The sequence below is a fragment of the Antarctobacter aquimaris genome, from assembly GCF_900184945.1.
GTDB lineage: Bacteria > Pseudomonadota > Alphaproteobacteria > Rhodobacterales > Rhodobacteraceae > Maliponia > Maliponia aquimaris.
The window spans coordinates 126,521-151,369 of the sequence record NZ_FXYF01000001.1 but is presented as its reverse complement, the minus strand read 5'-3'; the positions used below and the strand labels follow the sequence as shown (position 1 = coordinate 151,369).

Genomic DNA, 24,849 nt, shown 5'->3' with positions numbered 1-24,849 from the left:
GACGCGGGGTGATGTTGTGCCTGGGATGGAGGGGTGTGGGCGGTCACGTTTCCTGTGGAAACATGACCCTGCCCACTGGTCGCCCGCGCTGGGACGCGGGCGACCTGCTATTCCCACCACCTGTCTATCGTGGCGATGTCGTCGTCGGACCAGCCGAAATGATGCGCGAATTCGTGGACGGTGACATGGGCGATCAGGTCGTCGAGCGCGATGTCGCCGCGGTCGCGCCATTCGTCGAGGATCGGCTTGCGGAACAGCCAGACGGTGTCGGGCCAGGGGGCCGGGTCGGACAGGCTTTTTTCCGTCATCGGCACGCCGTCATACAGCCCGGTCAGATCGCGCGGGTCGTCGATCTCCATCTCGTCGAGGATGTCGTCGGGCGGCCAGTCGACCACCTGGAGGACCACCGCCTGCGCCAGCTTGCGGAACGGTTCGGGGAAGCTGTCGACGGTGCGGCGGGCGACGTCGTGGAAGTGGTCGAGGCTTTTCATGCGGTCAGCGGATAGCGGGCGAGTTCGTCGTGCACCGCGCCGTCGCGGTGCAGGGTCGAGGCGAACAGCGCGAAATCGGTGCAGAGGTAGGGGCCGAGGGTGACGCCGGTCAGGGCGGTCAGCAGTGGCGCGGCGTCGGCGTGGCCCTTGAGCCGGGACAGCGTGACATGCGGGCGAAAGCGGCGGCGGTCCGGCAGCACGCCGGCGCCGCGCAGGCGGGCGTGGATGCGGTCGTGCAGCTCGCGCAGCTCGGCGCTGGCGGGGGCCTCGATGGCGACGGCCTGGCCGTGGCGGCCGCCGTAGACCGTGCCTTGGGTCAGGGTCAGCGAAAAGGCCGGGGCGCGCAGGGTCTCCAGCGCGTCGTGCACCGCCTCGGCGGTGGATTCGGTCTGGTCGCCGAGAAAGGCAAGCGTCAGGTGCAGGTTGTCCCAGGGCACCGGGCGGCCGGCCGGCAGGCGGGATTGCAGCGATTCGAGATCGTCGCGGGCGAGATCGGGCAGGCAGAGGGCGATGAAGAGGCGCATGGTCAGAGCGGCTCCAGCGCGGTGCGGGGCAGCAGGGCGGCGTAGTCCTGCGGCAGGCAGAGCTGGGTGCCGGGGCTGAGGACCGCCGCGGCCGCGGCCGCGGTACCCTTGCGCAGCGCCTCGGGGGCGGGGTCCCCCGCCGCCAGCGCCATGACGAAGCCGCCGACAAAGCTGTCGCCCGCGCCGATGGCGCTGACCACGGTGTCATTGGCGGCGGAAGCGAACCAGCGGCCCTGCGGCGTGGCGATGACCGAGCCGTCCTTGCCGCGGGCGATGATGACCATGTCGGCCGCGCCGCGCTGGCGCAGGGTTTCGGCGAAATCGGCGCTGTCGGTGCGGGTGGTCAGGGCGCTGCCGGACAGCTCGCGCGCCTCGGCGCTGTCCATGCGCAGGACGTGCGGCGCGGGCTGGGGCGCGGTGGCCTGATGGTGCAAATGCGCGCCGGAGGTATCGACCACCACGCGCCGCCCGGACAGCCGGGCGCAGGCGCGTGGAATCCAGCCCGGAGCGCAGCCCGGCGGCATGCTGCCCGAAAGCACGATGAAGGCGCCTTCGGGGGCTTCCTGCGCCAGGTGATCCAGCACGGCGTCCAGTTGCGCCGCGCTCCACTGTGGCCCGGACAGGACAAAGCGGTACTGCTGGCCGGTGGTCTCGTCGGTGACGGAAAAGCTGTGGCGGGTGTCGCCGGGGGCGTCATGGCGCACGAGGTCGAGGCCGCGCTCTTCCAGCAGCCGGCCAAGCGTGTCGCCATTGGGGCCACCCAGCGCCACCAACGCGCGCGCCTGCCCGCCCAGCTGATGGATGGCGCGGGCGACGTTGACGCCGCCGCCGCCCGGCTCGGCCGTTTCCGGGCCGCAGCGCAGCTTGGGCCCCGGCACCACCGATTTGCACGAGGTGGCGAGGTCGAGCGCCGGGTTGAGGGTGACGGTGAGGATCTGGGTCATTGGGCGCGCTCCGTTTCTGGCGCCAGCATGGCGTGCGCGCGCGGCCCGGGAACTGGACAAATCGCCCCGCCTGTGAAAACACCGCGGCCTGACAGGAGGCCAGATCCATGACCGTCACCCGTTTCGCGCCCTCGCCCACCGGTTATATCCACGTGGGCAACCTGCGCACCGCGCTGTTCAACTACCTGATCGCCCGCAAGACCGGCGGCCAATTCATCCTGCGCATCGACGACACCGATCCGGAGCGGTCGAAGGAAGCCTATGTCGACGCGCTGAAGCAGGACCTGGAGTGGCTGGGGCTGACATGGGATCGGGTCGAGCGGCAGTCGCTGCGGCTGGACCGTTACGCCGAGGCGGCCGACACGCTGCGCGCGCAGGGGCGGTTCTACGAGGCCTTCGAGACGCCCACGGAACTGGACCTCAAGCGCAAGAAGCTGCTGAACATGGGCAAGCCGCCGGTCTACGACCGCGCCGCGCTGGCGCTGAGCGAACAGCAGAAATCCAGGCTGCGGCAGGAGCGCGGGCACGGGGTCTGGCGGTTCAAGCTGGACCAGGAGCGGATCGTCTGGCAGGACGGCATCCTGGGCGAGGTGTCGATCGACGCGGCCTCGGTGTCGGACCCGGTGCTGATCCGGGCGGACGGGCAGTTCCTGTATACGCTGGCCTCGGTGGTGGACGACGTGGAGATGGGCGTGACCCACGTTGTGCGCGGCAACGACCACGTCACCAACACCGCGACGCAGATCCAGATGATCCGCGCGCTGGGCGGCGAGCCGCCGGAATTTGCCCACCATTCGCTGCTGACCGGGCCGCAGGGCGAGTCGCTGTCCAAGCGGCTGGGCACGCTGTCGCTGCGCGACCTGCGCGCCGCCGGGATCGAGCCGGAGGCGCTGCTGTCGCTGATGGCGCGGCTGGGATCGTCGCAGCCGGTGGAACTGCGGATGTCGCTGGAGGAGATCGCCGAGGGGTTCGACCTGTCGACCTTCGGCTCGGCGCCGACCAAGTTCGACGTCGAGGACCTGTACCCGCTGACCGCGAAGAAGCTGCACGGGCTGCCGCTGTCCGAGGTTGCGGAAGAGCTGCGCGCGCTGGGTGTGCCGGACGCGCTGGCCGAACGGTTCTGGACCGTGGTGCGCGAGAACATCGTGACGCGCAAGGACATCGCCGAGTGGTGGGCGCTGTGCCGTGACGGTGCCGCGCCCGTGGTCGACGCCGAGGACGAGGGTTTCGTCGCGCAGGCCTTTGCCCTGCTGGGCGCGCCGCCCTACGACGCGGCGACCTGGGGCACCTGGACCGCGGCGGTCAAGGAGGCCACAGGGCGCAAGGGCAAGGGGCTGTTCATGCCGCTGCGCAAGGCGGTGACGGGCCGCGAGCGCGGGCCGGAGATGGGCGACCTGATGCCGCTGTTGCAGGTCAAGCCGGGCGGCGCGGGTCCGGCAGGGTAAACTCTGTCCTGTGGCGTGGATGTTCGGGGGCTCTGCCCCCGCCCCGGACCAGGTCCGGGGCTCCCCCGGAGGTATTTTGACCAAGAAGAAGCCCCGGGGCGCGGCTCAGGCGGCCACGATGATGCGGCTGCCCAGGGCGCTCAGGCCGGCGTCGGTCAGGGTGCGGATCTCGTCCGTCAGCGGGCGGGCGCGGCTGTAGCGCGGCGCGGCGCGGTCGTCGAGGATGGGCGCCTGCCAGCCGGTGGTGGTGCGGAAGAACTCGGCCGGGCCCTCGGGGCCGTATTCCGCGAGGAAACCGGCGATCACCACGTCGAGATAGCTGAGCAGGATCGGGTTGTCCGGGCCGGGGTCGAACTGGCGGTCCGGGTCGATGGCGTAGACCACCACCTCTTGCGCATCCGATGCGTGGGTCAGCGCGTGGGTGGCCGGGTGGCGGCGGTAGGCGGCTTCGCGGCGGTCAAGCTCGGCCCAGCTGTCGCCGGGGACCGGGGCGATCAGCCCCTGGATGCTGGCCTGGGCGTCGGCGACGGCGGTCAGGTAGCACAGCGCGCGGTCCGGCGTGGCGCGCCAGGCGCGCCGCCAGCCGTGCAGCGTGGCGCGGTGCACCGGTGCGTGCCCATGGGTGGTGCGGTTGACGAGCGAGCCGTAGCCGAAAAAATATATATGCTGCATATGGCAAATATCTCGCGGAATTGATGTGAGTCAAACTTTCGATTACGGAAACGTGGCATCAAGATCGCAGAGGAATTCCGCCCGGAGGCTACCATGCGCGTCACCAAGAGAACCAACATCGCCATGCGCGTGCTGATGTTTTGCGCCGGGAATCCCGGGCGGCTGGTCACCAAGCACGAGATCGCGCAGCGCTGCAACGCCTCGGAGAATCACCTGGCGCAGGTCATCAACCAGCTTGCGCAGCTGGGGTTCCTGCACACCCAGCGTGGCCGCAACGGCGGGCTGGAGCTGGGCCGTCCGGCGGACCAGATCATCATCGGCGACGTGTTCCGCGCGCTGGAGCAGCCGGTGCCGCTGGCCGAGTGTTTCGCCGACGTGGACAACACCTGTCCGCTGACCGAGGCCTGCCGGCTGCGCACCGCGCTGAGCGATGCGGCGAACGCGTTTTACAACATGCTGGACCCGATCACGCTGGACGCGCTGGTCTGCGACAACCCGGTGTTGATGAGCATCATCGCCCCGGAAACCTGCCGCACCGCCAGCGCCGCGGCGCCGCTTGTCAATTCCGAAACGATCAACTAGCGTCGGGATATCTTCGACGGGAGAACCGGCAGGGCCCTGGCCCCAGGCCGGTGCCGAAGGCGCAACCGCCCCGGAATCGCTCAGGCCACAGGACCGCGAGGAGATGTGACTCTGGAGAGAGGCGCCGCAGGGCGTCCGCCGAAGGGATAATGATCTCAGGCCAAGGGACAGAGGGGGCAGGGAAGGCGCGGTACGGGTCCGCGCCGGGGCTGTCCGAACGCCACGCGCGTCGGGGAAAGGATGCGCATGGCGGACGATGATCTGACCGAGCCGAGAACCACCGTCCTGAACGCGCTGCATCATGCGCTGGGCGGCAAGATGGTCAGCTTTGCCGGCTACGAGATGCCGGTGCAGTACAAGCTGGGCGTTCTCAAGGAACATCTGCACACGCGGGAGCAGGCTGGCCTGTTCGACGTCAGCCACATGGGCCAGGTCGTGCTGCGCGGGCCGGGTGTGGCCGCCGCGCTGGAGCGGCTGGTGCCGGTCGACGTGATCGGGCTGGCCGAGGGGCGGCAGCGCTACGCGCTGTTCACCAACGAGGCGGGCGGGATCGAGGACGACCTGATGATCGCCAACCGCGGCGATCACCTGCTGCTGGTGGTCAACGCCGCCTGCAAGGAGGCCGATGTGGCGCGGCTGCGCGCCGCGCTGGAGCCCGAGGGCATCACCGTCAAGCTGCTGGAGAGCCGCGCGCTGATCGCGCTGCAGGGGCCGGCGGCAGAGGACGTGCTGGCCGAGCACTGCCCGGACGTGCGCGAGATGAAGTTCATGGACATTGCGACGCTGCCGATCGCGGGTGCGGAATGCTGGGTCTCGCGCTCGGGCTACACCGGCGAGGACGGGTTCGAGATCTCGGTGCCGAACGCGGCCGCGGTGGACCTGGCGAAATCGCTGCTGTCGGACCGGCGGGTCGAGGCGATCGGCCTGGGCGCGCGGGACAGCCTGCGGCTGGAGGGCGGATTGTGCCTCTATGGCCAGGACCTGGACCCGGCGATCTCGCCCATCGAGGCGGGGCTGAACTGGGCGATCCAGAAGGTGCGCCGGACGGGCGGCGCGCGGGCGGGCGGCTTTCCGGGCGCGGAACGGATCCTGGGCGAGTTGGCGGAGGGTCCGGCGCGCAGGCGCGTTGGGCTGCTGCCGGAAGGCCGGGCGCCGCTGCGCGCGGGCGTGGTGCTGTTTGACGCCGAGTCCGGTGGCGCGGAGGTCGGGCAGGTGACATCGGGCGGGTTCGGGCCGTCGGTGGGTGGGCCGGTGTCGATGGGATATGTCGCGGCCGCGTCGGCGACGGAGGGCACGACCCTCTGGGCCGAGCTGCGCGGCAAGCGGGTTCCGGTGCGGGTGGCGGCGCTGCCCTTCGTGCCGGCGGGTTTCAAACGGTGAGACAGGGAGTTCGGCATGAAATTCACCGAAGAGCATGAGTGGTTGCTGGTCGAGGACGACGTCGTTGTCGTGGGCATCACCGCCCACGCGGCAGAGCAGCTGGGCGACATCGTCTTTGTCGAACTGCCCGAGGAGGGCCGCGAGGTGTCCAAGGACGACGAGGTGGTGGTGATCGAATCGGTCAAGGCCGCGTCGGACATCCTGGCCCCGCTGGACGGCGAGATCGTCGAGGTCAACGCGGCGCTGGTCGAGGACCCGGGCAAGATCAACGAGGACCCCGAGGGGGCGGCCTGGTTCTTCAAGATGAAGATCGAGGACCTGTCGGCGCTGGACGATTACATGGACGAGAAGGAATACAAGGACTTCATTTCCTGAGGATCCTTGCGGCGGGGCAGACCCGCCCGGCACCCGTGCCCGGCCGTGGCGCGGGCCGCTTGCGGCGGGGGGGGGCGCTGCCCCCGTCCCGGACCCTGTCCGGGACTCCCCCGGAGGTATTTGGACCAAGAAGAAGCCCTGACGCGGTGTTCCGGAGAGGTGTGCGATGAGCTACGAACCGATCGACTATCTGCCCTATGATTTTGCCAACCGGCGGCACATCGGCCCTTCGCCCGAGGAAATGGCGAAGATGTTCGAGGTGATGGGGGTCCGGGGGCTGGACCAGCTGATGGACGAGACGGTGCCGAAGGCGATCCGGCAGGAGGCGCCGCTGAAATTCGGCAAGCCGCTGTCCGAGCGCGAGCTGATCTACCGGCTGCGCGAGGTGGCCGACCAGAACAAGGTGCTGACCTCGTTGATCGGGCAGGGCTATCACGGCACGGTGACGCCGCCGGCGATCCAGCGCAACATCCTGGAGAACCCGGCCTGGTACACCGCCTACACGCCCTACCAGCCGGAGATTTCGCAGGGCCGGCTGGAGGCGCTGCTGAACTTCCAGACCATGGTCTGCGACCTGACGGGCCTGGAGATTGCCAACGCCTCGTTGCTGGACGAGGCGACCGCCTGCGCCGAGGCGATGACCATGGCGCAGCGGGTGGCCAAGTCGAAGGCCGTGGCGTTCTTTGTCGACGAAAACTGCCATCCGCAGAACATCGCCCTGATGAAGACCCGGGCCGAGCCGCTGGGGATCGAGGTGATCGTCGGCGCGCCCGAGGCGCTGGAGGCGGACAAGGTGTTTGGCGCGATCTTCCAGTATCCCGGCACCTATGGCCACGTGCGCGATCTGACGCCGCAGATGGAGGCGCTGCACGCGGCGGGGGCCATCGGCGTGGTCAGCGCCGACCCGATGGCGCTGTGCCTGCTCAAGGAGCCGGCCGCCATGGGCGCGGACATCGCCGTGGGATCGACCCAGCGATTTGGCGTGCCGGTGGGTTATGGCGGGCCGCACGCCGCCTACATGGCCTGCCGCGACGACTACAAGCGCGCGATGCCGGGGCGGATCGTCGGCATTTCCATCGATTCGCATGGCAACCGGGCCTACCGGCTGTCGTTGCAGACCCGCGAGCAGCACATCCGCCGCGAGAAGGCGACCAGCAACGTCTGCACGGCGCAGGCGCTGCTGGCGGTCATGGCGGGATTCTACGCGGTGTTCCACGGGCCCAAGGGGCTGCGCGCCATCGCCCAGCGCATCCACCGCAAGACCGCGCGGCTGGCCAAGGGGCTGGAAGCGGCGGGCTTCAAGGTGGAGCCGAAGCAGTATTTCGACACCATCACCGTGGACGTGGGGCTGCTCCAGCGCGGGGTGTTGCAGGCCGCCGTGCAGCAGGGGCTGAACCTGCGCAAGGTGGGCAAGACCCGCGTCGGCATCACGCTGGACGAACGCACCCGGCCGCAGACCATCGAGGCGGTCTGGCGTGCCTTTGGCCTGGTCCGCAAGGACGATCCGGCCGACTCCGAGTACCGGCTGCCCGAGGGGCTGATCCGGCAGAGCGCCTATCTGCAGCACGACGTGTTCCACATGAACCGGGCCGAGACCGAGATGATGCGCTACATGCGCCGTCTGGCCGACCGCGACCTGGCGCTGGACCGGGCGATGATCCCGCTGGGGTCCTGCACGATGAAGCTGAACTCGGCCGCCGAGATGATGCCGGTCAGCTGGCGCGAATTCTCGATGATCCATCCCTATGTGCCCAAGGACCAGGCCAAGGGTTATACCATGATGATCGACGACCTGAGCGCCAAGCTGTGCCAGATCACCGGCTACGACGCGTTTTCCATGCAGCCGAATTCCGGCGCGCAGGGGGAATACGCGGGGCTGCTGACAATCCGGAAATGGCAGGTGGCGCGCGGCGAGGGGCAGCGCAATGTCTGCCTGATCCCGGTCAACGCGCATGGCACCAACCCGGCCTCGGCGCAGATGGTGGGCTGGAAGGTGGTCGCGGTGAAATGCGACGATCACGGCTCCATCGACGTGGCGGATTTCCGCGCCAAGGCGGAAAAGCATTCGGGCGCGCTGGCGGCCTGCATGATCACCTATCCGTCCACGCATGGGGTGTTCGAGGAGACGGTGAGGGAGGTCTGCGAGATCACCCATGAGCACGGCGGGCAGGTCTACATCGACGGGGCCAACATGAACGCCATGGTGGGGCTGTCGCGGCCCGGCGACCTGGGCGGCGATGTCAGCCACCTGAACCTGCACAAGACCTTCTGCATTCCGCATGGCGGCGGCGGTCCGGGCATGGGGCCGATCGGGGTCAAGGAACACCTGGTGCCCTACCTGCCGGGCGATCCGCAGGCAGCCGACGGCGGCGCGGTGAGCGCGGCGGCGTTCGGCTCACCCTCTCTGCTGCCGATCTCGTGGTCCTACATCCTGATGATGGGCGGCGAGGGGCTGACGCAGGCGACGCGGGTGGCGATCCTGAACGCCAACTACATCGCCAAGCGGCTGGAGGGGGCCTATGACGTCCTCTACCGGGGCAAGAACGGCTGGGTGGCGCATGAGTGCATCCTGGACACGCGGCCGTTCGAGAAATCGGCGGGCGTGACGGTGGAGGACATCGCCAAGCGGCTGATCGACGCCGGGTTCCACGCGCCGACGATGAGCTGGCCGGTGGCGGGCACGCTGATGGTGGAGCCGACCGAGTCCGAGACCAAGGCCGAGCTGGACCGGTTCTGCGACGCGATGCTGGCGATCCGCGAGGAGATCCGCGCGATCGAGGAAGGCCGGATGGACCGCGAGGTGAACCCGCTGAAGCTGGCGCCCCACACGATGGAGGACCTGGTGCGCGACTGGGACCGGCCCTATTCGCGCGAGCAGGGCTGTTTCCCGCCGGGCGCCTTCCGGGTGGACAAGTACTGGCCGCCGGTCAACCGGGTCGACAACGTCTACGGCGACCGGCACCTGGTCTGCACCTGCCCGCCGATGTCGAGCTACCAGGAGGCGGCGGAGTAGCGGCGGCGGGGGCTTGGAGACGGTTTTACCAGGCGGTTCCGGCAAAACCGTTCGGACAGGCTGTGGTCAGCCCGTCAGGTGACGTGCCCCTGGCCGGTGCAATGACCGGCCAGGGAGCCGCGGTGCCGTGTTGGCGTCCCGTGTTCCGAATAGCGGGGATCCCCTGTCCCTGAGCGCCTTTTCGACGCGCCACCGAACCGCGCCCACCGCCAGGCATTCCCGGGCGGGGGGGCCGTTCAGGGCGGCGTCGGGCGCCGGGGCTGCGCCGAACAGGGCGGTGACGGCGCGACGCTGCGGCGCGGCCATGCCCTTGACCACCATCGGACCCAGCAACAGCGATTCCGACAGGCAGCTGTTGGCGAAGACAACCTCGTGCCGGTCGCAGGCGAAATGGATCCAGGTGATTGCCGTCTTGCCCATCATGTGGCGGATGCCGGGCAGGCGGGTCAGTGACTTGGCCGGGGCAAACGATTCGGTCCGCGCCAGGCCGGGCAATTGCGAGTGTCCGCCGACCAGGATCCTGTGCTGCGGCGAGACCACCAGATCCTGCGCCGGAACACCGTCGCCCAGCGCGCCGGCGGCGATCAGCACCGGCCTGGCATCGGCCGCGGCATCGTCCAGCGGATGGTCGGCGCTGTGGATCCAGCGGATCGCCTGGGGTCCGTGATCCAGGTTCATCACCGGATCGCCGGGGTGCAGCGTTTCCACCGGGCGCGGGCCCAGGGGGGTGGCGATCAGCGTGCCGGGAGCGTAACACACGGCCAGGTCCGAGAATTCGGAATAGTTGACGGTGCCGTCCCCGCTTTGATTGGAGATCGCGTAGTTGACGCCGGGAATCATGGGGGTGTCCGAGACCAGCGCGTAATTCAGCGTGTTCATCGGCGAGAAATCGTCGTTTGGCGTCGTTTTCTCGAACACCACGTAGACGGTGAACGGCGGATCGCCGTTGTCGGGCGTCACGTCGAACTTGTGCCGCGAGGCGACCACCGCGTTGTCGGTGAAAATCGTCGATTGCGGGGCGACCACCTGGTTTGTGTCGTCGGGATTGTAGTCGTCGAACACCGCGTCATCGTCGATGACACGGAAGGTTTCTTCGGCGCCGGGCGAAAAGGTGAACGAATGGGTTCCGGGCGGGTCGCTCCACAGGTCCTCCATCGTTGCGGAGAGCGTGGTATTGGTCGTCAGAACTGCGAATGCCATGGGTCAGCCGTTGTCAGAAATCCGGTTGGCACCATGGTTGCGGGGTCCGGACTGAGACGAAGTTAGCGGACCGGCGGCAGGCCGGGCAAAAATGCATGTGATTTTAAGCGCTTCGGCGCATAGAGCGGGCCCATCGCGCGACGCGGGAGGATGGAGCTGTCCCGGCACGAACGGACCGGGAGAGGCCACCCGTTCCGTGGCGCGCGGCGACTGCGTCCGGCTCAGGCGTCGCTGTCGACGGCGGTTTCGCCGGGGAAGGCATTGCGCTCGGGCGCGGGGGTCGATTTCACCGGGGTGTCGACGAGGAAGGAAAACACCTCGGCCACGCGGTTCCAGGTTTCCTGGTCGCTGGCGGCCAGAAGGTAGCCGGATTTCGTGTCGCCGCGATATTCGGAGCCGTCCAGCATCGCCACGTGGCCACCCGCCTGCCGGGTCACGATGACGCCGGCGGGCTGATCCCAGGCGGTCAGCTTGGGGAACAGGACAAAGTCGATCTCGCCCTGGGCGAGGGTGCGGAATTCGTGGCAGGCGCAGCGCAGCGACCAGACCCGGTCGAACAGCGGCAGCTTGGAGGCCGCCTCGGCGCGTTTGTCCGGCGGCAGCAGGAACAGCGCGACAAATCCGTTCAGCTGGTTCAGCGGGCGGTGCTGGTCATGCGCGGTCAGCACGCTGCGGCTGGTGCGCTGCGGCAGCTGCATGCGGGCGCTGTGGTCGGTGTCGGCCCAGATGATGTCGTTCAGCACCGGGTCGTAGAGCAGGCCCAGGACCGGGCGGCCAAAGCGCAGCACCGAGACCATGACGCCGAACAGCGGCAGGCCCTTGGCGTAGTTCCAGGTGCCGTCGATCGGGTCGATGGTGAAGCACAGCTCGGCCCCGGCGATCTTGTCGATCATCTCGGGGTGGGCCGAGGCGGCCTCTTCGCCGACGATCAGCGCGTGCGGGAACATGATCTGCAAGCCGCGGGTGATCATCGCCTCGGAGGCCTTGTCGGCCTCTGTCACCAGGTCGTGCGGGCCGGTCTTTTCGCCGATCTGGTGGGTGCCGAGCTTGCGAAAGCGGGGCATGATCTCGGTCCGGGCGGCGCGGCGCACGAGGTTGAACAGCTGCATGCGCTGGGCCGGGCTGAGGGGCGCCGTGACCGGCATCGGCAGGGAATCACTCATGGGTCTCACCTTCCGGGTTCTGAACCTGTCACAGGGTGTTGCCAGCCCGGGCGCCGGGGCGCAAGGCGGCAGCCTGTCCGGGGCGGTGTCATTCGCGGGCGCGCAGCACTCCGGCGGGGCGCGCGGCCAGCGGGCGCCAGGCAAAGGCGAGGCCGGCCAAAAGGGTCGCCAGCACGCCGCCGGTGACGATGGCCAGCGCGTTGGGCCAGATCACGGCAAAGTCGGTCTCCATCACGTAGGTCATGACCCCCCAGGCCCCGGCGATGCCGGCGAACAGCGCGATGGCCCCCGCCGCGCCGCCCAGCAGGACCGAGCGCAGGGCAAAGCTGCGCAGGATGCGGGCGCGGCTGGCGCCGAGGGTCTTGAGCACCGCCGCCTCGTAGGTGCGCGCGCCTTCGCCCGCCGCCGCCGCGCCGATCAGCACCAGAAAGCCGGTCAGCAGGGTCGCCGCCGCGCCCCAGCGGATCGCCTGGCCGATGCCGTCCAGCAGTTCGGACACGCGGTCGATGGCGTCGCGGACGCGGATCGCGGTGATGTTGGGGTAGGCATTGGCGAGGTCGCGCAGGATCTGCGCCTCGGCCTGCGGTTCGGCGTAGACGGTCGAGATGAAGGTGTGCGGCGCAGCCTGAAGCGCGGCGGGGTTCATCGTCATGACAAAGCCGATGCCGGCGGTGGAAAAATCGACCTCGCGGAAGGAGGTGATGGTGGCGACGATGTCGCGGCCGAGCACGTTGACGGTGATCTCGTCGCCCAGTTTCAGGCCCATCTCCTCGGCCTCTTCGGCGGCAAAGCTGATCTGCGGCGGGCCGGTGTAATCCTCGGGCCACCAGGTGCCTTCGGTCACGGTGGTGCGGCTGTCGGGTTTCGCGGCGTAGGTCACGCCCCGGTCGCCGCGCAGCACCCAGTGTTCGCCCACCGCCTCGACCGCGGGGACGCCGTTGATCCGGGTCAGGATGCCGCGCAGCATCGGCGCGCTGTCGATGCGGCTGACGGCGGGGTCGCTTTCCAGCCGGTCGAGGTAGCCGGGCATCTGGTCCTTCTGGATGTCGACGAAGAAGTAGGAGGGCGCGACCTCGGGCAGGTCGCGCTGGATCGCGGTCTGGAGGTTGCCGTCGATCTGGCCGATCGCGGCAAGGACCGTCAGGCCCAGGCCCAGCGACAGCACCACCGATCCGGCGCTTTCGCGCGGCCCGCCGATGGCGCCCAGCGCCCAGCGCAGCACCGGGCGGCCGCGCGCGGCGGGGGTGGCGCGGCGGGCCAGCCAGCGGATCAGCACGGCGGCCAGCGCCAGCGTGACCAGCGCCCCGGCGATGCCGCCCGCGGTCCAGAGCGTCAGCCTGGCATTGCCCGAGAACAGCACCGCCGAGCCGACCAGCAGGGCGATCAGCAGCAGGGTGGCGACGACGTAGCGCGCCGCCGGCAGGCTGCGGGCGCTGTCCAGCGCGTCGCGGAACAGGGTCGCGGCGCGCACCTCCTCGGCCCGGGCCAGCGGCCAGAGGGTGAAGAGCAGCGCGGTGAGCGTGCCGTAGAGCGCCGCCTCGGCCAGCGGGCCGGGGTGCAGGGCGAAGAGCGCCGGGACCGGCAGCGCCTGGGTGATCAATGGCGCAAACAGCAGCGGGATGGCCGCGCCAAGGATGAGGCCCAGCGCGATGCCCAGCAGGCTGAGTGCGCCGATTTGCAGGAAATAGGTCTGGAAGATGATGGCGCGGGTGGCGCCCAGCGTGCGCAGGGTGGCGATGACGCTGGTCTTGCGCGCAAGGTAGGCGCGCACGGCGGCGGACACGCCGATTCCGCCCACCGCGAGGCCGGAGAGGCCGACAAGGACCAGGAAATTGCCCAACCGCTCGACAAAGCGGGCGATGCCGGGGGCGCCGTTGCGGGCGTCGCGCCAGCTGAGGCCGTGCGCCTCAAAGCGGGCCAGCGCCTCGGCGCGGGCGGTGTCGAGATCGGTGCCGGGGGGCAGCAGCAGGCGATACTCGGTCTCGTAAAGCGAGCCCTGCGAGAGCAGGCCGGACCCGGCGAGATCCCGGGTCAGCACGATGGTGCGCGGGCCGAGGCCGAAACCGTCGCCGGCATCGTCCGGTTCGGTCTGGATGGTGGCGCGCAGGGTGAAATCGCGGGTGCCCAGGCGAAAGCTGTCGCCCGGGTGCAGGCCCAGCCGGTCCGCCAGAACCGGGGCCATGACCGCGCCGCCGTCCTTCAGCGCCTGCCCCAGCGGCATGGGCGGATCGAGCACCATGTCGCCCAGCAGGGGGTAGGCATCGTCGACCGATTTCACCTGTGTCAGGCCGCGTTCGGTGTCGCCGTCGCGGGTGACGGTGGCCATGGAGCGGAAATCCGTCACCTCGGACACGCGGGTGGCGATGGAGTCGAGCCAGGCGCGCTCTTCCTCGGTGGCAAAGCGGTAGGTGAATTCGACCTGCGCGTCGCCGCCCAGCAGCACCGCGCCCTGGTCCTGCAACCCCGCCTGGATCGCCGCGCGGACCGAGCCGACCCCGGCGATGGCGGCGACGCCCAGCGCGAGGCAGGCGAGGAAGATGCGAAAGCCGCGCAGGCCGCCGCGCAATTCGCGCCGCGCGAAGCGGGCCGAGGTGGCAAGACTCATTCGGCGGCCCTCAGCTCCGTTGCGTCGACCTGGCCGTCGCGCAGGTGGACCACGCGGTCGCAGAGCGCGGCAAGGTCGGGCGCGTGGGTGACCAGCACCAAGGTCGCGCCGTGTTCGCGCGAAAGGCCGAACAGCAGGTCGACGATGGCGGCGCCGTTGGCGCCGTCGAGGTTGCCGGTGGGTTCGTCCGCCAGCAGGATGTCCGGCTCGGGCGCCAGCGCGCGGGCCAGCGCGACGCGCTGCTGTTCACCGCCCGACAGCTGGGCCGGGTAATGATCGGCGCGCGGCCCGAGGCCGACGCGCTCCAGCATGGCGCGGGCGCGCGTGAAGGCCTGCCGGTCGCCCGCCAGTTCCAGCGGGGTGGCGACGTTTTCCAGCGCGGTCATGGTGGGAATCAGGTGAAAGGATTGGAACACCACGCCCATGTGATCGCGGCGAAACCGCGCCAGCGCGTCTTCGTCCATGGCGGTCAGGTCCTGGCCCAGCGCGTGCACCTGGCCGGCGCTGGCGCGTTCGAGCCCGCCCATGACCATCAGCAGCGAGGATTTGCCGGATCCGGAGGGGCCGACCAGGCCCAGCGTCTCGCCGCGCGCGACATCGAGCGAGATTCCGTGCAGGATTTCCACAAGGCCGGCATTGCCCCTGAGGCTGAGGGTGACATCTTGGAGGGACAATACGGCGTCGGGCAAAGGAGTCTCCGGATTATGATGCATTGGGTCAGATATGGGCTGTCATCCCTGCGCAGCAAGGCATTTGCGGCATTGCTGGTGATTCTGGCGACCTCGGCCTCGGCGGAAAGGCTGCATATTCTGGCGCTGGGCGACAGCCTGACGCAGGGGTATGGGCTGCTCGACCACGAGGGATTCGTGCCGCAGCTGCGCGATTGGCTGGCGGCGCGCGGCCACGATGTGCGCATCGTCAACGGCGGCGTGTCGGGCGATACCACGGCGGGCGGGCTGGCGCGGGTCGAATGGTCGCTCTCGCCCGAGATCCAGGGGATGATCGTGGCGCTGGGCGGCAACGACCTGCTGCGCGGGATCGACCCGACGGTGTCGCGCGCCAATCTCGACGGTATCCTGAAGGTGGCCGAGGCGCGCGGGCTGGAGGTGCTGCTGATCGGGATGCAGGCGCCGGGCAACTACGGGCCCGAGTACAAGGCGCAGTTCGACGCGATGTACCCCGAGTTGGCGGAGATGTATGGCACGCTGTACCAGGAAAGCTTTTTCGCGGGGCTGATGCAGGACGGCGCCGATCCCGCGGCGCTGGGCGCTTTCATGCAGTCGGACGGCATTCATCCGAACTCGGCGGGGGTGGCGCGGATCGTCGAGGTTGTCGGGCCGAACGTCGAAGCGCTGCTGGCGCGGATCGACCCGTGACGGCCTGCGGTCAGGCCTTGACCCGCTCGGTGTCGGTCTCCAGCGGCATGTTGGCGAGGACCAGGAAGAACCCGACCGTGAAATTCAACGTGAAGTAGAGCCCGGCCCCGGCCAGAAAGCTCATGTCATAGGCGACCCAGCCAAAGATGGCGCAGAACAAGCCCACGATACTGCCGAACAAAAAGGCGAAAACAGCCATCACACCCTCCGTATCCGGGAAAGGATATGGCCGGAAGTCCTAACAAAGGCTTAAAGCACTTTCCCGTCATGCGGGCATTTTTCGACGGATTGTCACGATCCGCTGATGGCCCGCCAGGCAAAACCGGGCAGCCGCGTGGCCATCTTTCGCATCAGCGCGCCGTACTCCGTCTCGCCGGCCATCAGGCGCAGGTATTCGCCACGCAGGGTGCGCGAGTTGCGGAAACTGCGGATGAAGGCGGGGCGCAGGCGTTCGCGGAACATGATGTTGCGCAGCAGGCGGGCCTGGCGCAGCCCGCGATGGATCGGCCGGATCGCCTGTTGGTAGCGCTCCAGCGCGTCGTCGGGCCTGCCCGCGGCCAGTGCGGCGATGGCCGCCTCGGCGGCGCAGGTGCCGCTGTCCAGCGCATGGGCGATGCCCTCGCCGGTGATCGGATCGACCAGCCCGGCGGCGTCCCCGGCCAGCAGGACGCGGCCCTTGCCCGGAACGGCGCGGAAATCGCCGAAGGGCAGGAACTGGCCCTTGACATTCAGCCTGTCGGGCACGTCCAGGACGGCGAGGTAACGGCGCAGCGCGGCCTTCATGTCGGAATTGCGGGCGTGCACCCCGCCGACGCCGATGGTGGTGCCCTGCGGTTTCGGGAACTGCCAGCCATAGCCCCAGTCGGCGGCGCCGAAGTCGATCCGCAGCGGGCGGTCGGGGTCGGCGCCGGGAAGCTCGACCTCCAGCGCAAAGCCGATCCGCGCCGGGTCATAGGCGGCGCCGAACAGCGCCCGCGCGGTCGGGCTGTTCACCCCATCCGCGGCGATGATCAGCGGCGCCTCGAGCCGCTGGTCGGGCAGGTCCAGCGCCGGGGCGTCGGGATCAAGCGCACCGCTGTGCCCGGTGAAGTCCTTCGCCCCCCGGGCCAGCGCCTGCCGCACCAGATCGGCATCCAGCTGGAACCGCATCCCGAGGTGCAGCGGCGGCGCGTCTGTGCTGCGGCCGAGATCCTGCCCGTGGGCGTGAAAGACAAAATCCGATCGCCGCTCCAGCGGGACCGGGGGCAGATCGCCGCCGAAACAGCGCCGGTACTGGGTGATGGCGCGGCCGGTGAGGCCGCCGCCGCAGAGCTTGTCGCGCGGAAACAGGGCCTTGTCGACCAGCGCGACAGTCAGGCCGGCGGTCGCGGCCTTCATCGCGGCTGCGGCGCCAGCGGGGCCGGCGCCGAGAACGATCAGGTCAAAGCGCCGCGTCCTGCGCCCGGGGGCACCCGTCACAGAACGGTGACTTTGGTTCCCGGCTGCACGCGCTCGTACAGGTCGATCACGTGGTCGTTGATCATGCGGACGCAGCCGTTGGAGACCGACCGGCCGATCGACTTGGGCGCGGTGGTGCCATGGATCGCGTTGAAGGTGTAGCGGCCATTGCGGTAGAGGTAGAGCGCGCGCGCGCCCAGCGGGTTGCCCGGCCCGCCCGGCTGCACGTAATCGTTGTCGATGAACTTCGAGTAGGCCGCGGGTTCGCGCTCGATCATCGCATCGGTTGGACGCCAGGTCGGCCATTTCTTCTTGCCGCCCACGTCGTAGGTGCCCGATATCGCCTGACCGGCCTTGCCGAGGCCGACGCCGTACCGGCGGGCCTGGCCGGGCGCCTCGACCAGGTAGAGAAAATGCGCCCTGGTCAGGATCAGGATCTGGTTGGGCGCCAGGTCCTTCTTGATGGCCACGGTCTGCGGCAGGTAGATCGGCTCGACCGCGAAGGCCAGCGCAGGCGCGGGCAGCGCGGAGACCGCGGCAGTCGCGGCGGCAGCGGTGACGAAGTTTCGGCGAGTGATCATGGCAGCCCTCGTGCGGTCGGTCTCGAATTCAGGCAAGACATGTGGCTCAGGATGCGAAAAAATGCAATGGCGGCATAGCCGACCCGGGTTTCAATTTGCCGTGTGACGGCCGATCGTGGCGCCGGCCTGTTGTGCTTTTGTCACTCCTTCGGCACGTCGGCGTTGCGCCCGGCGAGAATCACGCTGGTCAGGTAGGCGGCCTGCGGGGTCATGCCGGCCATGATCGCCGCGGCGGCATCCGGCCGCATCCGGCCCAGGAATCCGGCCGCGAATTCCGGGTCCATCTCCTCGAACAGCGCGGCCGCCTGTTTCGGTTTCATGCTGGCGTAGACGTTGGTCAGCTTGGCGATGTCGTCCTCGGCGGCGGTGCGGGCCAGGGTGAGGGTCCGCTTGAGGCTGTCCTCGGCCTCGGCCAGGGCGGCGAGCTTGCTGTCGATCTCGTGCTCGGCGACGGTGAGCGCCTGCATCCGCACCTCGATCGCCGCCTCGCGCTTGCGAATCCGCTCTTCGCGGGCGTTGAGCGCGTCGATCAGCGGGGCCAGATCGGCCTCGGCGACCATGTAGGCCGCGGGCGCATCGGGATCCGCCCCCTGTGCCGCCTGCGGCGCGGCCGCTGCCTTGGCCGGCGCCGGCGCCTGGGGCGCGGCGACGGGATCCTCGCGGGCGATCGCCTCGCTCGCGCCGACGGCGGCGCGCAGCAGGGCGGAGGTCACCAGCAGGGCGCAGATCGCCGCCAGGGCGCCGCGCGGTTTGCGGCGCGGCCTGCGCTTCGCCGGCTTGGCGGCCGGCGTCTTCGGTGCGGGAGCTTGTGCTTTTGCCATGCTGTTTCCTCGATGATGGGCGGCGCTGCCCGGTCAGGCGATTCAGGCGCGCGGATGGCGCATGAAGACGTTGTCCTTGATCTCGGGCTTGGGCGGGGCGGCGGTTTGCGGCAGGTCGTGCATCGAGGCGACGAGTAGTTCCAGCCGCCGCGCCACGTCCTCGGCCCGGTCGGTGAGTTCGCCCAGCGACTTGTTCGATTCGCCCGCCGTCTGCTGCGCGCTGGCCAGCGTGCGCGTCAGGTCATCGACCTGCGCGGACAGCACCGCCACGGCGCCGCCGACGCCGTTCTCCAGGTCGGTGAAGCGCGACAGCCGCCGCGCCAGGATGAAACAGTAGAACCCGGCGCCCAGCGCCCCGGCCACCAGCAGGATATCCGCGATCATCTCCATTGCCATCTCCCTCAGTTCAATACGAATTCCAGCACCAGGAGGTCGCGCACGCGGCCCTCTCCGGCGACCAGCTTGACCCGGCGCAGCATCTGCCCGCGCAGCCGGATGAGCGCGCCCTGCGCCTCGATGTCCTTGGCCTCTAGCGCGCGCAGGTAGCTGTTGAGCACATCCTGGATGCGCGGCAGGATCCTTTCGACCTCTGCCTGGTATTCCGACGGCACCTCGAGACTGGCGCGAAAGCGCAGGTGTTGCGCCTGCGCGCCCGGCCCCAGCGAGATCGTCAGCGGCGGCACCTCGATGAATGTCACGTCGGGCAGCGCCTTGGTCGCCACGTGCGGATCGCCGTGCCCGGTGTCCGCCTGCGCCGCGTCCGGGGCGGCCCCGGACCCGCCGATCAGGCCGGACTGCACGGCGTAGAATCCACCGCCCCCGCCCGCGAGCGCCAGCACAAGACCGATGACGAGAGGCAGCTTCGACGGTTTCTTTTCGGCGGGTTCGTCGGCATCCACGGTGGTGTCAGACATTCCTAACCTCTTTCTTGACGTGAAACCGTTATAGGAAAAATGGGCTAACTGATTGTTAAGGCGATTGGGTCAACCTCCGACCAACCGAACAGAATGTTTGGAGCGGAGGTTCGTCTTGCAGCAGCTACTCTCGGTCTGGAATGCCCTTGGCGGGCGGCAGAGGATGATCGTCGTCGGTGCAACCCTTGCGGTCATGCTCGCCGTCCTGGGCCTGACACGGCTTGCGTCGGCCCCCAACCAGGTCCTTCTCTATGCGGGGCTGGAAAACGGCGCCGCCGGCGACGTGGTCAAGGCGCTGGAGGCGCGCGGCGTCACCTATGACGTGCGCGGCGGCGCGATCTTCGTGCCCGAGGCGCAGCGCGACACGCTGCGACTCACCCTTGCCAGCGAGGGGCTGCCGGCAAACGGCGGCCAGGGCTACGAGCTGCTGGACGGGCTGTCGGGATTCGGCACCACCAGCCAGATGTTCGACGCCGCCTACTGGCGCGCCAAGGAGGGCGAGCTGGCGCGCACGATCGTGGCGAATCCGCAGTTCACCGGCGCCCGCGTGCACATCGCGAATTCCAGCGCGAATCCCTTTCAGCGCGACGTGACGCCGACCGCCTCGATCTCGATCACCACGACGGGCGCCGCGATCAACGCGGTGCAGGCGCGGGCGCTGAAGTACCTCGTCGCCTCCGCCGTGCCGGGCCTGGTGCCCGAGAACGTCGCCGTGATCGACGGCAAGGCCGGGCTGATCGGCGCCGAGGACGAAAACGGCGCAGGCCCCACCGCCGACGACAAGGCCGCCCTTCTGCGCGACCGGGTGCAGCGCCTGATGGAGGCGCGCGTCGGCGCGGGCAACGCGGTGGTCGAGGTCAGCGTCGACACCGTCACCGAGAGCGAGCTGATTCGCGAACGCAGCTTTGACCCGGAAAGCCGCGTGGTGATCTCCACCGACACCGAGGAACGGACCGACACCTCGGAGAATGTCGGCGGCGGCGGCGATGTCACCGTGGCCTCGAACCTGCCCGATGGCGCGGCCGGCGGCGGGCCGGACCAATCCTCCTCCGCCAAGGCCGAGACGCGCGAGCGGGTCAACTATGAGGTGTCCGAGACCACGCGCGAGATCACCCGCCAGCCGGGCGCGATCAAGCGGCTGACCGTGGCAGTGCTGGTCAACGGCACCTACCAGGCGGCGGCCGACGGCAGCCAGCAGTTCGTCCCGCTCGAAGCCACCGAGCTGGAGGCGCTGCGCGAGCTGGTCGCCTCGGCGGTGGGCTACGACGAGGCCCGCGGCGACCAGATCACCCTGCGCTCGCTGCCGTTCGAGCGGCCCGAGGGGCTGGGCACCGGACCGATCGAACCCTCGATCTTTGCCGGGTCGATCGACACCATGCGGCTGATCCAGATGGCGGTGCTGGCGGTGGTGGCGCTGATCCTCGGCCTGTTCGTGCTGCGCCCGATCCTGGCGCGCGGCGGGTCGGCCGGCAGCCTGGCCAGTGCCGGCGCCCTGCCGTCGCCGCGCGCGGACGGCCCGGTGCTGGACGGCGAGATCGACGAGGACGACGACCGGTTCGACAACCTGCCGGTGCTGGCCAACAACGCCGATTTCGGCGGCATGGGCATGGTCGACTTCGACGCCCCGCCCGAGGAGGACCCGGTCGAACGGCTGCGCAACCTGATCGAGGCGCGCAAGACCGAGACCGTGGAGATCCTGCGCAGCTGGCTCGAGGAAGACAAGGAAGACGCCCGATGAGCGCGCTGCAGGACCTGCTGGAGGATTTCGGCGGCGCGCCCCTGGCCCGGGGATCTGCCACGCGGGCCGAGGCCGCGCCGCAGCAACCCGCCTTCAACGAGGCCGACCTGGAAGGCAAGAAGCTGGAAGCCTTTGAAAAGGGCTATCGCGCCGGCTGGGACGATTCGGTCAAGTCGCAGTCCGACGACCGGACCCGGATCTCGAGCGCCTTCGGTCAACATTTGCAGGACCTCAGCTTTACCTACCACGAGGCCTACACCCAGGTGATGAACGCGGTGACCCCGCTGCTGAACGAGATGGTGAACGCGCTGATGCCGGCGCTCGCGCGGGAAACCCTGGGCCATCACATCGTCGACCAGCTCAAGGCGATGAGCCGCGAGATCGGCCAGATGGAGGTGGTGATCGCCGTGGCGCCGACCCGGGTGGAGGCGGTGACGCCGCTGCTGAAGAGCGATTTCGCCTTTCCCATCCAGCTGGTGCCCGACGACACGCTGGCCGAGGAGCAGGCCGACATCCGTTTCGGCGAGACCGAACGCCAGATCGACCTGAGCGACCTGATCGCCTCCGTGGCCGAGGCCGTGGAGGGCTTTGCCCATGACAACCGGAGGAAGATGACCCATGGATAGCGCGCAATCCGCCCCCCGCGGCGACGCGGGCACGGCTTTCACCTCGGTCCCGATCGAGATCACCGTCTCGGTCGGCCGGGCCCGCCCGCTGGTGCGGGAGCTGCTGCAACTGAGCGAAGGCTCGGTTCTGGCGCTGGACAAGCAGCTGGACGACCCGGTCGAGCTGTTCGTCGGCGAAAAGCTGATCGGCATCGGCGTGCTGGAGGTCATCGAGGGCGAAGGATCGGGGCAGCTGGCGGTGCGCATCACCGAGGTGCTCGACCTGCGTTCGCCGGTCTGAGCGATGCGCCTTTTCCTGACGATGCTGGGGCTGTGCCTGCTGCTGCCGGGTGTGGCGGCGGCGCAGTCCATCGCCATCGACCTGGGCGAGGGCGGGTCGATCTCGGCCACCTCGATCCAGCTGATCCTGGCGATCACCCTGCTCAGCCTGGCGCCGGGCATCGCGATCATGGTGACCTGCTTTCCCTTCATGGTCACCGTGCTGGCGATCCTGCGGCAGGCGGTGGGCCTGCAGCAATCGCCGCCCAACATGCTGATCGTCAGCCTGGCGCTGTTCCTGACCTACTTCGTCATGGAGCCGGTGTTCACCGAGGCCTGGACCAACGGCGTGCAGCCGCTGCTGGACGAGCAGATCGAGGTCGAGGAAGCCGCCGTGCTGACCATCGAGCCGTTCCGCGGCTTCATGGTGGGGCGGGTCGACCCGGACACCTACCGCGCCATGGCCGACCTGCGGCCCGACGCGGCGGGAACCGAACTGTCGCCCGAGGCGCCGCTGTCGGTGCTGGTGCCCAGCTTCATGCTGTCCGAGGTCGCGCGGGCCTTCCAGGTCGGATTCCTGATCTTCCTGCCGTTCCTGATCATCGACCTGGTGGTGGCGGCGATCCTGATGTCGATGGGCATGATGATGGTGCCGCCGGCGATCGTCTCATTGCCGTTCAAGCTGGCGTTCTTCGTGGTGGCTGACGGCTGGTCGCTGCTGGCCGGCAGCCTGGTGCGGGGGTATTTCTGACCGTCGCGGCCTCAGCGCGGCGCGATATCGATGGTCGTCACCTGGCGGTAGGGGGTGTCCGGCGTCACGACGATCGGGGGAAAGCCCGGCGTGTTCAACGCGTTGGGAAAGCCCTGCGCCTCGAGGCAGATGCCGCCCCAGGGGCCGTGCGCCACGCCGGGCCAGGGCTGCGCAAACGGCGCGAGCGACGTGGAGGTATAGAGTTGCAGGCCGGGCTGGTCGGTCCAGAGGCGCAGGGTCATGCCATCGGGCGCCACCAGTTCGGCGGCCGGGCCAGTGCCGCCGTCCAGCGCGAAGTTCAGATCATAGCCGGCGCCCTGCGGGTCAGCCTCGGCCAGGGAGCGCGCGGCAAGGAAATCGTAGCGGCTGCCCGTCACCGGCAGCACCTCGCCCGTGGGCACAAGGTCCGGGCCGGCGGGGGTGTAGCGGGAGGCGTTCAGCCGCAGGACATGATCGCGCACCGTGCCCGCCCCGGCGAGGTTGAAATAGAGGTGCTGCGCCAGGTTCACCGGGGTCGGCCGGTCGGGGCGGGCGGTCATCTCCCAGGTCAGGGCGCTGCCGTCCAGCGTGAGGCGCACCTCAAAGTCCACCGCGCCGGGATACCCCTGGTCCAAGTGCGGCGAGGACAGACGCAGCACCGCGCCGCGGGGCCCGTCGGGGGTCAGCGCCCAGTTGCGTTTGCCCAGTCCGTTCGGCCCCCCGTGCAGGTGATGCCCGCCGGGGCCGACTGGCAATTGCCAGTCCGTGCCATCCAGCGTGAAGCGCCCCTGCGCGGTGCGATTGGCGACGCGGCCGACGACGATGCCCATGGAGCGAGGGTTGTCGCGGTAGGCCTCGGGGTCATCGTAGCCCAGCACCACGCGCCGCCCGGCCACCTGCCAGTCCTGCACCGCGCAGCCCAGGGACAGCACGGTGACGGCGGTGTCGCCGTCGGCAAGGACGTGGGAGGTGATGGTGTCGGTCATGGCGGCCCCCTGCTGGACTGTCCCGATCCTTAGCAGAGCGGGCGCGGGCGACACAGCGTCAATCCTCGTCGAGGATGTCGGCGTGCAGGTGGCGTTCGCCGCGCGCGCGGGCCAGCGCGATCTGCCGCTGCCGTTCGCGAAAGCACGCCTTGTCGTCGTCCGAGGTCTCGGTCAGGCAATGGTGGCAGGAGACGCCATGTTCGTACTCCGGTCGGGCGCGGTCCTTGGGCAGGATCGGGCGGCGGCAGGCGTGGCAGAGGTCATGCGGCCCCTCTCGCAGGCCGTGGCCGACCGATACGCGCCCGTCGAAGACAAAGCATTCGCCCTGCCAGGTGCTGTCCGCCTCGGGCACTTCCTCGAGGTATTTCAGGATGCCGCCCTTGAGGTGGTAGACCTCTTCGACGCCCTGCGACAGCAGCCAGTTGGTCGACTTCTCGCAGCGGATGCCGCCGGTGCAGAACATGGCGATGCGCTTGTTGTGAAAGCGGGCCTTGTTGGCCTCCCACCAGGCGGGAAAGTCGCGAAAGCTGGCGGTGCCAGGGTCCACCGCGCCCTCGAAGGTGCCGATGGCGACCTCGTAGTCGTTGCGGGTGTCGATCACCGCCACGTCGGGCGCGCGGATCAGCGCGTTCCAGTCCTGCGGCGCGACGTAGTGGCCGACGCGGGCGCGCGGGTCCACGTCGGGCAAACCCATGGTCACGATCTCCTTTTTCAGCCGTACCTTCATGCGGGCAAAGGGGCGGTCGGCGGCGGTCGACAGCTTCCATTCGAGATCGGCGCAGCCGGGCAGGGCGCGCAGATGCGCCAGCAGCCGGTCGATGCCCGGCGCCGGGCCAGCCACGGTGCCGTTGATCCCCTCAGAGGCCAGCAGCAGGGTGCCGGTGATCTTTTCGTCCCGGCAGAGGTCCAGCAGCGGCCCGCGCAGGGCGGCGGGATCGGCGAAGCGGGTGAAGTGGTAGAGCGCGCAGACGGTGAACATGGAGGATGC

Annotated in this window: 26 protein-coding genes and 2 riboswitches; of the genes, 10 read left to right on the top strand and 16 right to left on the bottom strand. The window is 69.2% G+C overall.

The window, feature by feature from the left end; genetic code table 11:
* Positions 1-107 precede the first annotated feature (107 nt).
* From MAA8898_RS00670 to MAA8898_RS00660, 3 genes are read right to left on the bottom strand one after another with little or no spacing between them, the layout of a single operon-like run.
* Entirely contained in the window at positions 108-491 is a 384-nt protein-coding gene (locus tag MAA8898_RS00670) for a metallopeptidase family protein (RefSeq protein ID WP_094019039.1), read from the bottom strand.
* Complete coding sequence (gene thpR / locus MAA8898_RS00665) at positions 488-1,015, bottom strand: RNA 2',3'-cyclic phosphodiesterase (protein ID WP_094019038.1); 528 nt, start codon at positions 1,013-1,015, stop codon at positions 488-490. The genes MAA8898_RS00670 and thpR overlap by 4 nt, the downstream gene beginning before the upstream one ends.
* 2 nt (positions 1,016-1,017) lie before the next feature.
* Entirely contained in the window at positions 1,018-1,959 is a 942-nt protein-coding gene (locus tag MAA8898_RS00660) for a 1-phosphofructokinase family hexose kinase (RefSeq protein WP_094019037.1), read from the bottom strand.
* Between the two features lie 107 nt (positions 1,960-2,066).
* Here MAA8898_RS00660 and gltX point away from each other — a divergent pair, with 107 nt between their 5' ends.
* On the top strand, positions 2,067-3,404 hold the full coding sequence (gene gltX / locus MAA8898_RS00655; RefSeq protein WP_094019036.1) for a glutamate--tRNA ligase: 1,338 nt from the start codon (positions 2,067-2,069) through the stop codon (positions 3,402-3,404).
* A 105-nt stretch (positions 3,405-3,509) separates the two neighbouring features.
* On the opposite strand, the gene MAA8898_RS00650 is transcribed toward gltX, so the two are convergent.
* On the bottom strand, positions 3,510-4,076 hold the full coding sequence (locus tag MAA8898_RS00650) for a gamma-glutamylcyclotransferase family protein (protein WP_094019035.1): 567 nt from the start codon (positions 4,074-4,076) through the stop codon (positions 3,510-3,512).
* A gap of 93 nt (positions 4,077-4,169) precedes the next feature.
* Between MAA8898_RS00650 and MAA8898_RS00645 the strand changes: the two genes are divergently transcribed.
* The 4 genes from MAA8898_RS00645 to gcvP all read left to right on the top strand — a co-directional run bounded on the left by MAA8898_RS00645 (position 4,170) and on the right by gcvP (position 9,426).
* Entirely contained in the window at positions 4,170-4,658 is a 489-nt protein-coding gene (locus tag MAA8898_RS00645; RefSeq protein ID WP_094019034.1) for an RrF2 family transcriptional regulator, read from the top strand.
* 7 nt (positions 4,659-4,665) lie between these two features.
* Positions 4,666-4,763: riboswitch (glycine riboswitch) on the top strand.
* A 4-nt stretch (positions 4,764-4,767) separates the two neighbouring features.
* A riboswitch (glycine riboswitch) is annotated at positions 4,768-4,831 on the top strand.
* Between the two features lie 73 nt (positions 4,832-4,904).
* The gene (gene gcvT / locus MAA8898_RS00640) at positions 4,905-6,038 is read left to right on the top strand and encodes a glycine cleavage system aminomethyltransferase GcvT (protein ID WP_370738601.1); all 1,134 of its coding nucleotides are present in this window, start codon (positions 4,905-4,907) and stop codon (positions 6,036-6,038) included.
* 15 nt (positions 6,039-6,053) lie between these two features.
* Complete coding sequence (gene gcvH / locus MAA8898_RS00635; RefSeq protein ID WP_094019033.1) at positions 6,054-6,413, top strand: glycine cleavage system protein GcvH; 360 nt, start codon at positions 6,054-6,056, stop codon at positions 6,411-6,413.
* A gap of 166 nt (positions 6,414-6,579) precedes the next feature.
* Positions 6,580-9,426: an aminomethyl-transferring glycine dehydrogenase gene (gene gcvP / locus MAA8898_RS00630; RefSeq protein WP_094019032.1), complete on the top strand. Its 2,847-nt coding sequence runs from the start codon at positions 6,580-6,582 to the stop codon at positions 9,424-9,426.
* A 66-nt stretch (positions 9,427-9,492) separates the two neighbouring features.
* On the opposite strand, the gene MAA8898_RS00625 is transcribed toward gcvP, so the two are convergent.
* From MAA8898_RS00625 to MAA8898_RS00610, 4 genes are all read right to left on the bottom strand, one after another.
* A complete protein-coding gene (locus MAA8898_RS00625) occupies positions 9,493-10,626 on the bottom strand; it encodes a Hint domain-containing protein (protein ID WP_094019031.1) in 1,134 nt (377 codons plus the stop codon).
* Between the two features lie 221 nt (positions 10,627-10,847).
* Positions 10,848-11,789, bottom strand: coding sequence for an inositol monophosphatase family protein (locus MAA8898_RS00620; protein ID WP_094019030.1), 942 nt, complete (start codon positions 11,787-11,789; stop codon positions 10,848-10,850).
* An 88-nt stretch (positions 11,790-11,877) separates the two neighbouring features.
* Positions 11,878-14,394 carry an ABC transporter permease gene (locus MAA8898_RS00615; protein WP_094019029.1) on the bottom strand — a complete coding sequence of 839 codons (2,517 nt, stop codon included), beginning with the start codon at positions 14,392-14,394 and terminating at the stop codon, positions 11,878-11,880.
* Entirely contained in the window at positions 14,391-15,083 is a 693-nt protein-coding gene (locus MAA8898_RS00610) for an ABC transporter ATP-binding protein (protein ID WP_094019028.1), read from the bottom strand. The genes MAA8898_RS00615 and MAA8898_RS00610 overlap by 4 nt, the downstream gene beginning before the upstream one ends.
* Positions 15,084-15,098: 15 nt before the next feature.
* On the opposite strand from MAA8898_RS00610, the gene MAA8898_RS00605 reads away from it, so the two are divergent.
* Positions 15,099-15,770 (top strand): arylesterase, encoded by a 672-nt coding sequence (locus MAA8898_RS00605; protein ID WP_094019027.1) that lies wholly within the window; start codon positions 15,099-15,101, stop codon positions 15,768-15,770.
* A 10-nt stretch (positions 15,771-15,780) separates the two neighbouring features.
* Here the strand turns inward: MAA8898_RS00605 and MAA8898_RS00600 are convergent, their stop codons facing one another.
* The 6 genes from MAA8898_RS00600 to MAA8898_RS00575 all read right to left on the bottom strand — a co-directional run bounded on the left by MAA8898_RS00600 (position 15,781) and on the right by MAA8898_RS00575 (position 19,523).
* Positions 15,781-15,969, bottom strand: coding sequence for a hypothetical protein (locus tag MAA8898_RS00600; RefSeq protein WP_094019026.1), 189 nt, complete (start codon positions 15,967-15,969; stop codon positions 15,781-15,783).
* A gap of 92 nt (positions 15,970-16,061) precedes the next feature.
* Entirely contained in the window at positions 16,062-17,228 is a 1,167-nt protein-coding gene (locus tag MAA8898_RS00595) for a geranylgeranyl reductase family protein (protein WP_094019025.1), read from the bottom strand.
* Positions 17,225-17,788 (bottom strand): L,D-transpeptidase, encoded by a 564-nt coding sequence (locus MAA8898_RS00590; RefSeq protein ID WP_094019024.1) that lies wholly within the window; start codon positions 17,786-17,788, stop codon positions 17,225-17,227. The genes MAA8898_RS00595 and MAA8898_RS00590 overlap by 4 nt, the downstream gene beginning before the upstream one ends.
* 140 nt (positions 17,789-17,928) lie before the next feature.
* The gene (locus tag MAA8898_RS00585; RefSeq protein WP_176445026.1) at positions 17,929-18,609 is read right to left on the bottom strand and encodes a MotE family protein; all 681 of its coding nucleotides are present in this window, start codon (positions 18,607-18,609) and stop codon (positions 17,929-17,931) included.
* Positions 18,610-18,651: 42 nt separating this feature from the next.
* Entirely contained in the window at positions 18,652-18,999 is a 348-nt protein-coding gene (locus tag MAA8898_RS00580; protein WP_094019023.1) for a hypothetical protein, read from the bottom strand.
* A gap of 11 nt (positions 19,000-19,010) precedes the next feature.
* The gene (locus MAA8898_RS00575) at positions 19,011-19,523 is read right to left on the bottom strand and encodes a flagellar basal body-associated FliL family protein (protein ID WP_094019022.1); all 513 of its coding nucleotides are present in this window, start codon (positions 19,521-19,523) and stop codon (positions 19,011-19,013) included.
* A gap of 115 nt (positions 19,524-19,638) precedes the next feature.
* On the opposite strand from MAA8898_RS00575, the gene fliF reads away from it, so the two are divergent.
* The 4 genes from fliF to fliP are packed head-to-tail and all read left to right on the top strand — an operon-like array spanning position 19,639 to position 22,896.
* Positions 19,639-21,261, top strand: coding sequence for a flagellar basal-body MS-ring/collar protein FliF (gene fliF / locus MAA8898_RS00570; RefSeq protein WP_094019021.1), 1,623 nt, complete (start codon positions 19,639-19,641; stop codon positions 21,259-21,261).
* A complete protein-coding gene (locus MAA8898_RS00565) occupies positions 21,258-21,887 on the top strand; it encodes an ABC transporter ATP-binding protein (RefSeq protein ID WP_094019020.1) in 630 nt (209 codons plus the stop codon). Before fliF ends, MAA8898_RS00565 begins: the two co-directional genes overlap by 4 nt.
* Positions 21,880-22,167 carry a FliM/FliN family flagellar motor switch protein gene (locus MAA8898_RS00560; RefSeq protein WP_094019019.1) on the top strand — a complete coding sequence of 96 codons (288 nt, stop codon included), beginning with the start codon at positions 21,880-21,882 and terminating at the stop codon, positions 22,165-22,167. The genes MAA8898_RS00565 and MAA8898_RS00560 overlap by 8 nt, the downstream gene beginning before the upstream one ends.
* 3 nt (positions 22,168-22,170) lie before the next feature.
* A complete protein-coding gene (gene fliP, locus MAA8898_RS00555; protein WP_094019018.1) occupies positions 22,171-22,896 on the top strand; it encodes a flagellar type III secretion system pore protein FliP in 726 nt (241 codons plus the stop codon).
* Positions 22,897-22,907: 11 nt separating this feature from the next.
* Here the strand turns inward: fliP and MAA8898_RS00550 are convergent, their stop codons facing one another.
* On the bottom strand, positions 22,908-23,861 hold the full coding sequence (locus MAA8898_RS00550) for an aldose epimerase family protein (protein ID WP_094019017.1): 954 nt from the start codon (positions 23,859-23,861) through the stop codon (positions 22,908-22,910).
* 58 nt (positions 23,862-23,919) lie between these two features.
* Positions 23,920-24,840 (bottom strand): oxygen-dependent tRNA uridine(34) hydroxylase TrhO, encoded by a 921-nt coding sequence (trhO, locus tag MAA8898_RS00545; protein WP_094019016.1) that lies wholly within the window; start codon positions 24,838-24,840, stop codon positions 23,920-23,922.
* Between the last annotated feature and the right edge of the window lie 9 nt (positions 24,841-24,849).